13 protein-coding genes are annotated in these 12,769 nt (G+C 59.7%); 10 read left to right on the plus strand and 3 right to left on the minus strand.

The window, feature by feature from the left end; translation table 11 throughout:
* Positions 1 to 20: 20 nt before the first annotated feature.
* Positions 21 to 2,072 (minus strand): methionine--tRNA ligase, encoded by a 2,052-nt coding sequence (metG, locus tag L6D81_RS18065; protein WP_236181300.1) that lies wholly within the window; start codon positions 2,070 to 2,072, stop codon positions 21 to 23.
* Positions 2,073 to 2,227: 155 nt separating this feature from the next.
* Between metG and apbC the strand changes: the two genes are divergently transcribed.
* Positions 2,228 to 3,322, plus strand: coding sequence for an iron-sulfur cluster carrier protein ApbC (apbC, locus tag L6D81_RS18070; protein ID WP_236181301.1), 1,095 nt, complete (start codon positions 2,228 to 2,230; stop codon positions 3,320 to 3,322).
* A 68-nt stretch (positions 3,323 to 3,390) separates the two neighbouring features.
* Here the strand turns inward: apbC and L6D81_RS18075 are convergent, their stop codons facing one another.
* Positions 3,391 to 4,149: an SDR family oxidoreductase gene (locus L6D81_RS18075; RefSeq protein WP_236181302.1), complete on the minus strand. Its 759-nt coding sequence runs from the start codon at positions 4,147 to 4,149 to the stop codon at positions 3,391 to 3,393.
* Between the two features lie 160 nt (positions 4,150 to 4,309).
* Here L6D81_RS18075 and L6D81_RS18080 point away from each other — a divergent pair, with 160 nt between their 5' ends.
* The 4 genes from L6D81_RS18080 (at position 4,310) to groL (ending at position 7,827) form a co-directional block, all read left to right on the plus strand.
* A complete protein-coding gene (locus L6D81_RS18080; protein WP_236181303.1) occupies positions 4,310 to 5,041 on the plus strand; it encodes a HugZ family pyridoxamine 5'-phosphate oxidase in 732 nt (243 codons plus the stop codon).
* 65 nt (positions 5,042 to 5,106) lie between these two features.
* A complete protein-coding gene (locus L6D81_RS18085) occupies positions 5,107 to 5,583 on the plus strand; it encodes an FxsA family protein (RefSeq protein WP_064599125.1) in 477 nt (158 codons plus the stop codon).
* 257 nt (positions 5,584 to 5,840) lie between these two features.
* Positions 5,841 to 6,134, plus strand: a complete 294-nt coding sequence (locus L6D81_RS18090; RefSeq protein ID WP_236181304.1) for a co-chaperone GroES — start codon at positions 5,841 to 5,843, stop codon at positions 6,132 to 6,134.
* Between the two features lie 49 nt (positions 6,135 to 6,183).
* Positions 6,184 to 7,827 (plus strand): chaperonin GroEL, encoded by a 1,644-nt coding sequence (gene groL, locus L6D81_RS18095; protein WP_236181305.1) that lies wholly within the window; start codon positions 6,184 to 6,186, stop codon positions 7,825 to 7,827.
* A gap of 76 nt (positions 7,828 to 7,903) precedes the next feature.
* Here groL and L6D81_RS18100 read toward each other — a convergent pair whose 3' ends face one another.
* On the minus strand, positions 7,904 to 8,647 hold the full coding sequence (locus L6D81_RS18100) for a phosphatase PAP2 family protein (RefSeq protein WP_236181306.1): 744 nt from the start codon (positions 8,645 to 8,647) through the stop codon (positions 7,904 to 7,906).
* A 218-nt stretch (positions 8,648 to 8,865) separates the two neighbouring features.
* Here L6D81_RS18100 and colR point away from each other — a divergent pair, with 218 nt between their 5' ends.
* From colR to L6D81_RS18125, 5 genes are all read left to right on the plus strand, one after another.
* Complete coding sequence (gene colR, locus L6D81_RS18105) at positions 8,866 to 9,549, plus strand: two-component system response regulator ColR (RefSeq protein WP_007953224.1); 684 nt, start codon at positions 8,866 to 8,868, stop codon at positions 9,547 to 9,549.
* A complete protein-coding gene (locus tag L6D81_RS18110; protein ID WP_236181307.1) occupies positions 9,539 to 10,813 on the plus strand; it encodes a sensor histidine kinase in 1,275 nt (424 codons plus the stop codon). The genes colR and L6D81_RS18110 overlap by 11 nt, the downstream gene beginning before the upstream one ends.
* A gap of 161 nt (positions 10,814 to 10,974) precedes the next feature.
* Positions 10,975 to 11,643 (plus strand): class I SAM-dependent methyltransferase, encoded by a 669-nt coding sequence (locus tag L6D81_RS18115; RefSeq protein WP_011335719.1) that lies wholly within the window; start codon positions 10,975 to 10,977, stop codon positions 11,641 to 11,643.
* Positions 11,644 to 11,647: 4 nt separating this feature from the next.
* Entirely contained in the window at positions 11,648 to 12,361 is a 714-nt protein-coding gene (locus L6D81_RS18120) for a lipopolysaccharide kinase InaA family protein (RefSeq protein ID WP_236181308.1), read from the plus strand.
* A 2-nt stretch (positions 12,362 to 12,363) separates the two neighbouring features.
* Positions 12,364 to 12,591, plus strand: coding sequence for a hypothetical protein (locus tag L6D81_RS18125; RefSeq protein ID WP_085647260.1), 228 nt, complete (start codon positions 12,364 to 12,366; stop codon positions 12,589 to 12,591).
* The last annotated feature ends 178 nt before the right edge of the window (positions 12,592 to 12,769 follow it).

A 12,769-nucleotide genomic window follows, 5' to 3' on the forward strand; every position in this document is an offset into this window, starting at 1 on the left:
GGATCTGTCAGGGCAGAACCTTACTTGATGCGCTGACCCGGCTTGGCGCCGCTGTCCGGGCTCAGCAGGTAGATTTCTTCACCGCCAGGGCCGGCCGCCATCACCATGCCTTCGGAGATGCCGAACTTCATTTTCCGTGGCTTGAGGTTGGCGATCATCATGGTCAGGCGACCGTCGAGCTTCGACGGATCCGGGTAAGCGCTTTTGATCCCGGAGAACACGTTGCGTTGCTCGTCACCGATGTCGAGGGTCAGACGCAGCAGCTTGTCCGCGCCTTCCACGTGTTCGGCCTTGACGATCAGCGCGACGCGCAAGTCGACGGCGGCGAACGTGTCGAAGTCGATTTCCGGTGACAGCGGATCCTTGGCCAGTTCGCCATTGCCGGTAGGTGCGGCGGCACCGGTGTCGGTCTGGCTGGCGGTCAGGTCTTCTTTCGAGGCGTCGGTCATGGCTTGCACTTTTACCGGGTCGATGCGGGTCATCAACGGTTTGAATTCGTTCAACTGGTGGTTGGCCAGCAGGGTGGTGTGGTCGTTCCAGGTCAGCGGGGCGACGTTGAGGAACGCCTCGGCATCGGCGGCCAGCACTGGCAGCACCGGTTTGAGGAAGATCACCAGTTGGCGGAACAGATTGATCGCCGTGGCGCAGACCGCCTGGACTTCATCCTGCTTGCCTTCCTGCTTGTTCAGCGACCACGGCGCCTTGTCGGCGATCCAGGCGTTGGCGCGGTCGGCCAGGGCCATGGTTTCGCGCATGGCACGGGCGAAGTCGCGGGCTTCATAGGCGTCGGCGATGCTCGGCGCGGCGGCCAGGAACGCTTCGGTCAGTTCTGGCGCGGCGTTGTTGTCCACCAACAGGCCGGCGTTGCCCTTCTGGATGAAACCGGCGCAACGGCTGGCGATGTTGACGACTTTGCCGACCAGATCGGAGTTGACCTTCTGCACGAAGTCTTCGAGGTTCAGGTCGAGGTCGTCCACGCCACGGCCCAGTTTGGCCGCGTAGTAATAGCGCAGGTATTCCGGCGACAGGTGATCCAGGTAGGTACGGGCCTTGATGAAAGTGCCGCGGGACTTGGACATCTTCTGGCCGTTGACGGTCAGGTAGCCGTGCACGTTGATCCCGGTCGGCTTGCGGAAACCTGCGCCTTCGAGCATCGCCGGCCAGAACAGGGCGTGGAAGTTGACGATGTCCTTGCCGATGAAGTGGTACAGCTCGGCGGTGGAGTCCTTGCCCCAGAACGCGTCGAAGTCCAGCTCCGGCGTGCGGTTGCACAGGTTCTTGAAGCTGGCCATGTAGCCGATCGGCGCGTCCAGCCACACGTAGAAGTATTTGCCAGGTTCGCCCGGGATCTCGAAGCCGAAGTACGGCGCATCGCGGGAGATGTCCCACTGTTGCAGGCCGGCGTCCAGCCATTCGGCGATCTTGTTGGCCACGGCGTCCTGCAGGGTGCCGCTGCGGGTCCAGGCCTGGAGCATTTCCTGAAAGTCCGGCAGCTTGAAGAAGAAGTGCTGGGAATCCTTGAGCACCGGAGTGGCACCGGAGATCGCCGATTTCGGATCCTTCAGGTCGGTCGGTGCGTAGGTCGCACCGCATTTTTCGCAGTTGTCGCCGTACTGGTCTTCGGTGCCGCATTTCGGGCAGGTGCCCTTGATGAAGCGGTCGGCCAGGAACATTTTCTTTTCCGGGTCGAAATACTGGGTGATCGAACGTTGGGCAATGTGCCCGGCGTCACGCAGCTTCAGGTAGATCTGGCTCGACAGCTCACGGTTTTCTTCGGCGTGAGTGGAGTGGAAGTTGTCGAAGTCCACTAGGAACTCGGCAAAGTCGGCGCTGTGTTCGGCCTGGACGTTGGCGATCAGTTGTTCCGGAGTGATGCCTTCCTTTTCCGCGCGCAACATGATTGCCGAACCGTGGGCGTCGTCGGCGCAGACATAAATGCACTGATTGCCGCGATGCTTCTGGAAGCGCACCCACATATCGGTCTGGATGTATTCCAGCATATGGCCAAGGTGGATCGAACCGTTGGCGTAGGGCAGGGCGCTGGTGACGAGAATCTTGCGTGGTTCGGACATGTGGGGCTTCGCTACTTGATGAAACGGAGGTCGGCCACTATAAAGCGCCGGGAAAGATATTTCACCTCTGCAAATCGTTGCCGGACATGCCGTCCGGGGGACAGAAGGGGTAGGATACCTGCCATCTTTTCCCAGTCTTGTTATCGGAGTTGCCCATGAGTGCCGTCACTCGCGCAGCGGTGGAAGCCGTCCTCAGCCAATACACCGACCCTTACCTGAATCAGGATCCGGTCAGCGCCGGTTGCGTGCGCAACATCGAAATCGCTGGCGATCGCGTCAGCGTGCAGCTGGAAATCGGCTATGCCGCCGGTCTGTTCAAGAGCGGCTGGGCGCAGTTGCTGCAACTGGCCATCGAAAACCTCGACGGCGTGGTGACTGCGAAGGTCGAAGTCAACAGCGTGATCGCTGCGCACAAGGCCCAGGCACAGGTTCCGGGGCTGGCCAACGTCAAGAACGTGGTCGCCGTGGCATCGGGCAAGGGCGGTGTGGGCAAATCCACCACCGCCGCCAACCTGGCGCTGGCGCTGGCCCGTGAGGGCGCGAAGGTCGGGATTCTCGACGCCGATATCTACGGCCCGAGCCAGGGCATCATGTTCGGCATTCCCGAGGGCACCCGTCCGCAGGTCAAGGATCAGAAATGGTTCGTACCCCTGCAGGCCCACGGCGTGGAAGTGATGTCGATGGCCTTCCTGACCGACGACAACACGCCGATGGTCTGGCGCGGGCCGATGGTCTCCGGCGCGCTGCTGCAACTGGTCACGCAAACCGCCTGGGGTGATCTGGATTATCTGGTCATCGATATGCCGCCAGGCACCGGCGACATCCAGCTGACCCTGGCGCAGAAAGTCCCGGTGGCCGGTGCGGTGATCGTCACCACACCGCAGGATCTGGCGCTGCTGGACGCGCGTAAAGGCGTGGAGATGTTCCGCAAGGTCAACATTCCGGTGCTGGGCGTGGTGGAAAACATGGCCGTGCACATCTGCTCGAACTGTGGTCATGCCGAGCATCTGTTCGGCGAGGGCGGTGGCGAGAAGCTGGCGACCCAGTTCGGCGTCGAGCTGCTGGCCTCGTTGCCATTGTCGATGCTGATTCGCGAACAGGCCGATGGCGGCAAGCCGACGGTGATTTCCGAGCCGGACAGCCAGATCGCCATGGTCTATCAGGAACTGGCCCGCCACGTCGGCGCGCGGATCGTGTTGCAGGAAGCGGCCTCGCCGGCGATGCCGAACATCACCATCAGCGACGATTGATACCTGTCGTTTAAACAAAAACGCCCCGGTGCCAGTGCACCGGGGCGTTTTTCATTCCGCGACAGAGGTCAGATGCGCAGCCCGCCGTCCATCTCCAGAATCCGACCGGTGTAGTAGTCGTTCTCGAAGATGTACGCCGCCGAGTGGGCAATCTCTTCCGGCTTGCCCATGCGCTTGAGCGGAATGCCGGAGGTCATTTTCTCCAGCGCTTCTGGCTTCATGCCCAGGGTCATCTCGGTTTCGATGAAGCCCGGCGCAATGCCCGCCACGCGAATGCCGTAGCGCGCCAGTTCCTTGGCCCAGGTCACGGTCGCCGCAGCGACGCCGGCATTGGCGGCGGAGTAGTTGGTCTGGCCGACGTTGCCCGCGCGGGAGATCGACGAGATGTTGATGATCGCGCCGCTGTTCTTCAGCTCGACCATTTTTGCCGCCACTTCACGGGTGCAGAGGAACACGCCGGTCAGGTTGACGTCGATCACCGCCTGCCACTGGGCCAGGCTCATCCTGGTCATCTCGCCGTCCTTGACCTTGAGCAGCAGGCCGTCGCGCAGGATCCCGGCGTTGTTGATCAGGCCATGGATCGCGCCGAAGTCTTCGGCGACCTGGGCGACCATGTGCGTCACCTGCTCTTCGTTGGCAACGTTGCACAGATAGCTGCGCGCCTCGACACCCTTGGCCTTGCAGGCCGCGACCGCGTCGTCGAGTTTTTCCTGGTTCAGGTCGACCAGCGCCAGCTTCGCGCCCTTGCCCGCGAAATACTCGGCCATCGAGCGGCCCAAGCCTTGGCAACCGCCAGTGATAATGATTACTTTGTCGTTGAGTTGCATTCGCATGTCCCCGAGAGCAGGTCAGAGTGGTCCTTACAGGTAGCCTCTCGATCTGCACCGGCCAGCAGCCTGTTGCACATGAGAACTGCCCGATGGCGAGTGGGACAAAACCCATGCGCCTGTCCGTTTTGTCGACGGATTCTATTTAAGGAGTCATAAATTGAGCGTTGAAGCGGCTAAGAATGCCCGAGAATTGCTTCTCAAGGAATACCGTGGCGTGCTGTCGACCCACTCCAAATCGATGCCCGGTTTTCCATTCGGCTCTGTGGTTCCCTACTGCCTGGACGACCAGGGCCGGCCGCTGATCCTGATCAGCCGCATCGCCCAGCACACCCACAACCTGCAGAAAGATCCGAAATGTTCGCTGCTGGTGGGGGAGCGTGAGGCTGACGATGTGCAAGCCGTTGGTCGCCTGACCTATCTGGCCGAGGCGGAAAAACTCGAAGACGCTGCGTCCATCGAAGCCGCCGCCGAGCGTTACTACCGCTATTTCCCCGATTCGCAGAATTACCACAAGGCCCACGATTTCGACTTCTGGGTGCTCAAACCGGTGCGTCATCGCTACATCGGCGGTTTCGGCGCGATCCACTGGGTCGATCACCTGACCCTGGCCAACCCGTTCGCCGGCAAGGCGGAAATCAGCATGGTCGAGCACATGAACAGCGACCATGCCAAGGCCATCGCTCATTACGTCGACCTCGCAGGACTGCCGAAAACCGTACCGGCGCAGCTGGCCGGGATCGATACCGAAGGCATGCACCTGCGCATCGGCCAGGCGCTGTACTGGCTGCCGTTTCAAGCACCTTGTCATACGCCGATACAAGTGCGCGAGGCCTTGGTTTCTCTGGCTCGCGCCGAGGTCTGGCCAAAAAATGCGCTGGCCGACGCTTGAATTCACGAAAGGGCGACGTCATCTAAGGCTTACTGCAAGGCATTTCTTGCGTTGAGGAAACTTTGATGCGCCCTTTTTTGTTGCTCTTTCTGCTGTTCCCGGTGTTGGAGCTGTTCGTATTCGTCAAAGTGGCAGGGGCTATCGGGTTCTTCCCGGCCCTGCTGCTGATCATTCTCGGCTCGATGTTCGGCGTGTTCGTGCTGCGCGTCGCCGGGCTGGCCACTGCACTGCGTGCCCGTGAAAGCCTGAACCGCGGCGAACTGCCAGCGCAAACCATGCTCGAAGGGCTGATGCTGGCTCTGGCCGGTGGTCTGTTGATCCTGCCGGGTTTCATCAGCGACGTGGTCGGTCTGGTGCTGCTGCTGCCGTTCAGTCGTCGGCTGGTCGCCAACAAGATGCGCCAGCGCGCCGAAGAACAGGCCATGCGCCAGCGAGCGTTCGCCGATGATCTGCAACCTCGCGGCGGTCCTGCACCGCGCCAGCCTCTGGGCCGCGAAGGCGATGTGATCGAAGGCGAGTTCGAGCATCGCGACAGCAAGTAACTTTCGCATCGACACGGCACCTTCGGGTGCCGTGTTCGTTTAGGGGACGAAATCATGCCGCCGCATGAAAAATTTTTGTCCCCAGCCCTTGTAATAAGCTTATGCGCCCTTATGTATCGGTCACCGCAAGGTTCCGGCATATGAGTCGGACAGACTTCCGCGGTTCGCTCGGCGAGCCGCAACCGGCGCAGGCCGGATTCGTTAAACCCGCCGGGACTACACCGGCCGATGAAAACCACAATTAGGAGAGATCGACAATGAAGCTTCGTCCTCTGCATGACCGCGTCGTTATCCGTCGCAGCGAAGAAGAAAAGAAAACCGCTGGCGGTATCGTCCTGCCAGGTTCGGCTGCTGAAAAAGCCAACCACGGTGTGATTCTCGCTGTAGGCCCGGGCAAAGTTCTGGACAACGGCGAAGTGCGCCCACTGTCCGTGAAGGAAGGCGACAAGGTTGTGTTCGGTCCTTACTCCGGCAGCAACACTGTGAAAGTCGACGGCGAAGACCTGCTGGTAATGAGCGAGAACGAAATCCTCGCTGTTATCGAAGGCTGATTACCCGCTCATTTTCCCGCTACTACAAAGTATTTAAGGAATATCGATCATGGCTGCTAAAGAAGTTAAATTCGGCGATTCCGCCCGCAAAAAAATGCTGGTTGGCGTAAACGTCCTGGCTGACGCGGTAAAAGCGACCCTGGGCCCGAAAGGCCGTAACGTGATCCTGGCAAAAAGCTTCGGCGCTCCGACCATCACCAAGGACGGCGTTTCCGTTGCCAAGGAAATCGAACTGAAAGACTCCTTTGAAAACATGGGCGCTCAGTTGGTCAAAGACGTTGCTTCGCGCGCCAACGATGACGCGGGCGACGGCACCACCACCGCTACTGTACTGGCCCAGGCCATCGTCAACGAAGGCCTGAAAGCCGTCGCTGCCGGCATGAACCCGATGGACCTGAAGCGCGGCATCGACAAGGCGACCATCGCCATCGTCAAAGAGCTGAAAGCTCAGTCCAAGCCATGTGCAGACACCAAGGCAATCGCCCAGGTCGGCACCATCTCCGCCAACTCCGACAGCTCCATCGGTGACATCATTGCCGAAGCCATGGAAAAAGTCGGTAAAGAAGGCGTGATCACCGTTGAAGAAGGCTCGGGCCTGGAAAACGAACTGTCGGTTGTAGAAGGCATGCAGTTCGACCGCGGCTACCTGTCCCCGTACTTCGTCAACAAGCCGGACACCATGGTTGCCGAGCTTGACGGCCCGCTGATCCTGCTGGTCGACAAGAAGATCTCGAACATCCGCGAAATGCTGCCAGTGCTGGAAGCCGTGGCCAAAGCCGGCCGTCCACTGCTGATCGTGGCCGAAGACGTTGAAGGCGAAGCCCTGGCGACCCTGGTCGTGAACAACATGCGCGGCATCGTTAAAGTCGCAGCCGTCAAGGCTCCAGGCTTCGGCGACCGTCGCAAGGCCATGCTGCAGGACATCGCCGTTCTGACCGGCGGTACCGTGATCTCCGAAGAGATCGGCCTGAGCCTGGAAAGCACCACCCTGGAACACCTGGGCAACGCCAAGCGCGTGACCCTGTCCAAGGAAAACACCGTTATTGTTGACGGTGCTGGCAGCGAAGGCGACATTCAGGCTCGCGTTACACAGATCCGCGCTCAAGTCGAAGAAACCTCTTCGGACTACGATCGTGAAAAACTGCAAGAGCGTCTGGCCAAGCTGTCCGGCGGCGTTGCGGTGATCAAGGTTGGCGCCGGTTCCGAAGTTGAAATGAAAGAGAAGAAAGCCCGCGTTGAAGACGCCCTGCACGCAACCCGCGCAGCCGTTGAAGAAGGCGTGGTACCTGGCGGTGGTGTTGCGCTGGTTCGCTCGCTGCAAGCCATTGCTGATCTGAAAGGCGACAACGAAGACCAGAACGTTGGTATTCAGTTGCTGCGTCGCGCTGTTGAAGCGCCTCTGCGCCAGATCGTTGCCAACTCCGGTGACGAGCCAAGCGTGGTTGTCGACAAGGTCAAGCAGGGTTCGGGTAACTTCGGTTACAACGCTGCTACCGGCGAATACGGCGACATGATTGAAATGGGTATTCTGGACCCGGCTAAAGTGACTCGTTCGGCTCTGCAAGCGGCTTCGTCGATTGCCAGCCTGATGATTACCACTGAAGCGATGGTTGCTGACATTGCCGAAGACAAGCCAGCCATGGGCGGTATGCCAGACATGGGCGGCATGGGTGGCATGGGCGGCATGATGTAAGCCAGCCTTATCCCCTGTAACGAAAAACCCCGTCTGCGAGAGCAGACGGGGTTTTTTATTGCCCGCGTTTCAGGGGTCAGGCGTTGGCCGGTTGTACCAGCGTCGTGGCCTGGGTTCTGGCTGCCGGGCGATACAGAACCCAGTAATACGACCCCAGACAGATCAGCCAGCAGAAGATCGCCGTCCACACGTTGTGGGAGAAGAAGTGCGCGCCCTGCATCATCCGGCTGATCGAAAACACCGAACCCAGCGCGAAGGCAAAGATGAACGCCTGACGGGCCAGCCGAGGGCGACGGTCACGCAGCACGAAGAACAGCGCAAACAAGGTGAACCCGGTAGCCGCATGACCACCCGGCCAGCAACGACCGGGTTTGTCGGTCGGCGGGCGATGCTCCAGCAGCTTGCTGTAGGTTTCGTGGCCGCCGAACTGCTCGAGACTCCAGGGGCATTGCACCGCTGTCACGGCTTTCACCGGCGTGACAAATGAGGTAGCCAGACCCAGCGACAACACCAGGCAGCCCAGCTCGCGTTTGAACGGTTTGAGCCGCTCGATGAAAAACGCGCCGATGAACCCGAGGATGGAAAACACCGAAAAGGCGATCACCACTTGTTTGGCGCGGTCATGGAGAATGTCTTCGAGAAAATAACTGTGGCGGCCGATGAAGTCGCCCGCGACCGGGTCGTAAAACAGCCGGGCCAGATCCATGTCCAGGTCGGTCAATTCCAGCAACACCAGAATGACTGCCGCAGCGGCGGGAATGCCCAGGCAAAGCCATACATTCAAAGGCCTTGAAGCAGGGCGGGCAGAGATTGAAACCATGGCAATTCCTTCATCGGTAAGGTCTTCAAAGAAGCACAACCGCGTGAGTCTGCGCCCGGTTCTGTCGGCGATTTGTCGGCCGCTCGTGAAAAACTCGTCAAGTCCGGCGATCCGTGCAATTAAGTCAAATCAACCTGCCCCGCGCCTAGCCGTGAGCCACACTTGGCCGTAAGCTGCGCGGGCCAAGACGGCCGCTACCGTGTACGGAGGAGGTGCCCATGCGAATTCTATTGGTCGAAGACAACCGCGATATCCTGGCCAATCTGGCCGATTACCTGGGGCTCAAAGGCTATACCGTCGACTGCGCCCAGGACGGTCTGTCGGGCCTGCATCTGGCGGCCACCGAGCATTACGACCTGATCGTGCTCGACATCATGCTGCCGGGCATCGACGGCTACACCCTGTGCAAGCGCCTGCGCGAAGACGCCCGTCGCGATACGCCGGTGATCATGCTCACCGCCCGGGATCAGCTCGATGACCGTTTGCAGGGCTTCAAGTCCGGAGCCGACGATTATCTGGTCAAGCCGTTCGCGCTGTCGGAGCTGGCGGCCCGGGTCGAAGCGGTGATGCGCCGCACCCAGGGTGGCGGTCGTCGGGCCCTGCAGGTCGGTGATCTGAGCTACGACCTCGATACCCTCGAAGTGACCCGCGAAGGCAAATTACTCAAGCTCAACCCGGTCGGCCTCAAATTGCTGGCGGTGCTGATGCAAAAGAGCCCGCATGTCCTGCGTCGGGAAATTCTCGAAGAGGCGCTGTGGGGCGATGACTGCCCGGACAGCGACAGCCTGCGCAGCCACGTCCACCAATTGCGTCAGGTAATCGACAAACCGTTCGCCAAACCGCTGCTGCACACCGTGCACGGCGTGGGCTATCGCCTGGCCGAGGGCCGCGATGGAGTTTAAGCAAAGCCTTGCCCAGCGGATCATCATCGCTTTTGCGCTGATGAGCGCGCTGGTGGCCGGGGCGTTTGCCATGGGCATCGTCGCGACCGTGCACCTGGTCGAGGAAAAACTGATTTCCGCCGGGCTGGGCGGTGACCTGCAACGCCTGCTGCTGATGGATAACGTCTCGGACTGGAGCCATCGGCCGGAACCGGATCAGTTGTTTTATTTCAGCGGCGGGCCGGGCGATTTCGAGCTGCCCAAGGATTTGCGACACCTGGATTCGGGTTTCCATGAAGTCTTTCGCGAGCAGCTGTCGTATCACGCGATGGTCGAGATCGTCGATGGTCGTCGTTATGTGCTGCTGCAGGATCAAAGCGATTTCGAGGAGCGTGAGCGAGTGCTGTTCGCCGTGGTGCTGGTGGGCTTCGTGCTCAGTCTGGCGCTGGCGGTGTTCCTTGGCTGGGTGCTGGCGCGCAAGGTGATGGCCCCGGTGGTGCGGCTGGCCCGGCAGGTGCGTCATCGCGACCAGTTACTCGGGCTGGCGCCTCCGCTGGCACCGGACTACGCGGCAGACGAGGTGGGCGAGCTGGCGGTGGCGTTCGACGCGACCCTTGGGCGCTTGCGTCAGGCACTGACGCGGGAGCGTTTGTTTACCAGCGATGTCAGTCACGAATTGCGGACCCCGTTGATGGTGCTGGCCAGCTCCTGTGAGCTGCTGTTGGAGAATCCGGGGATCGATCAGCGAGGGCGAGCCCAGGTCCAGCGCATTGCGCGGGCCAGCGAGGAAATGCGTGAACTGGTGCAGACCTTCCTGATGCTGGCCCGGGCCCAGCGCGAAGACGCAGGCGCAGCGCCCCAGCAAAACCTCTCGCAAGTGGCCGACAGCTTGCTGTGTCTTTGGCGCGAGCCGATCGAATCCAAGGGGCTGCAACTGATATTCGAACCAGGCAATCCGCCCGACACCCGCTACAACGCAACGCTGCTCAATGCCGTCATGGGTAACCTGTTGCGTAACGCCTTGCACTACACCGAACTGGGGTTCATCCGGCTGACGCTGAACGACAACGGATTCGTGGTCGAGGATTCGGGGGTGGGCATTCCCGAGGAAAAACGTGAAGCCATGTTCCAGCCTTTCGTGCGCGGCAATGAAAAGCGCGGCGAGGGCCTTGGTTTGGGGCTCTCACTGGTTCAACGCATTTGCGAGAACCAGGGCTGGAGCGTCACATTGAGCACGATGGAACCCAATGGCTGCCGTTTCGAGGTGGATCTGGGTAAACGCTAACCGGCTTTTTTACAACGCAATGCTGCCGACAATCTGTCTAAATCCTGTATAACCTTGAAATAGTTTGCCGATTTACATGACATTTTTTTCACAAAGGGATGACCTGATGCTGACACGCCGCTGCTTAAGGTGATGTCATCAGTAATTCAGGAGTCCTGGTGATGGCCGGCCCGATCAAGCTCGATTTTTCCGAAAAGTACGACGACAACCATGCGCAGAAATATTTGCGCAAGCATCAGGACGGTTTGGGACGCCGGTTGTCCAACTGGCGGGATCAGCAGTTGGCCCGCAAGGCGTTGACCCTCGTTGGTGAGCCGGGACTGGTGCTGGATCTGCCCTGCGGTGCAGGGCGCTTCTGGCCATTGCTGGCGGAAAAGCCCAACCGGGTGATCATCGGGGCGGACAACTCCGAATCGATGATCAAGACCGCAATGCAGGCGCAACCGGCGGATGTGGTGAAACGGGTACAACCCTTGCACACCTCTGCGTTCGACATTGCCTTGCCTGATAACGCCGTCGACAGCATTTTCTGCATGCGACTGCTGCATCACATCGGTGAAGCCGAGCACCGCCGGGCGATTTTGCGCGAGTTCGAGCGCGTGACCCGGGACAGCGTGATCATTTCGCTGTGGGTGGATGGCAATTTCAAGGCCTGGAAACGCAAGCGCGCCGAGCGCAAACGTGGGCAGGAAGGTTACCAGAACCGCTTTGTGTTACCGGCCGCAACGGTTGAAAAGGAATTCGAAGAAGCAGGATTCCGGATCCAGGAACAACTGGACTTCATTCCGCTCTATGCCATGTGGCGAGTTTACGTATTACGCAAGAGGTAAGAGGATGGCAGTGCAATTTGCAGCAGAAGCGGAAGTCGCTCCCGAGGATCGCTTCGACTACTACTGGAACCAGCGCGGTGAGTGGGTGGAAGAACCCAACGTGCGTCGTGGTGGTGAAAGTGGTGTACAGCGGGTGGTGGGGCGCGATGGTCAACTGCTGTATGCCAAACGCCAGACAGGACATATTTATCGCAGTTGGCTGCACCCGTTCGGGCGACCCACCGTGCTGCGCGAACTGGATGCGCTGACCGGTGTATCCAGACTTGGCGTCCGGGTGCCGGAAATCGTCTTTTGCGGTGCTCAGCCTGATCCTCGGCACAAGTGGCGGGCGCTGCTGGTGACCAAATCGCTGGACGGTTTTCAGGAACTTGAACAGTGGGAAGCGGGAGGTGGTCGTGCGCGTCACGGTGAAGCCGTGTATGAGCGTGTGCTCAAGGACCTCGCCGAAAACCTGGCCCGCATGCACAAGGGCCGCTGGCAGCACAGCTGCATCTACATCAAGCACGTCTTTGTCAGCGTGACCGGTGAAGGCGAATCGGCCAAGGTCGAAGTCGCCCTGATCGATCTGGAAAAATGCCGTCAACGTCTGACCGCTTATCGCGCGGCTGCCCATGACATGAAGCAATTGCGCCGCCACTCGTCGTTCAGCGCTACCGACTGGAAAAAACTCGTCTACTTTTACGAGACGGCGTTTGGCAGCGCTATCAAAGGTTTATAGCGATGAAACTAGAAATTGCACGAGGTTTGTTTCTGGTAGGAGCCTTGGCAGTTGCATCATTGGCGGTGGCGGCCTGGGAACAGCCACGCATGCAGGTGATAGGCGCATCGGCGAGCGACCCGCATTGCCCGATGCCTCGGGTGGCGAAAGCCGCCGTGACCACGCAGCCTGATCACGATCTGTTGCTGTTCATGTTCGGGCTTTCTCAAGGGATGAGGCCGCAGAGTTGAATCGATTGAAATCTCTTTCTACAAGAGCCAAAGGCCTCGCCAATGCGAGGCCTTTTTTATGGTTCTTCACGGAATCCCGGGAAACATAGAAACAAGAACGCCGATTTGGTTGATGATGTTCGTGCGAGCAAACACATCTAACAAACCGGCGTTCTTATGCGCGATATTAATACTTTCC

This window comes from Pseudomonas sputi (assembly GCF_021603585.1).
GTDB classification, from domain to species: Bacteria; Pseudomonadota; Gammaproteobacteria; order Pseudomonadales; family Pseudomonadaceae; genus Aquipseudomonas; species Aquipseudomonas sputi.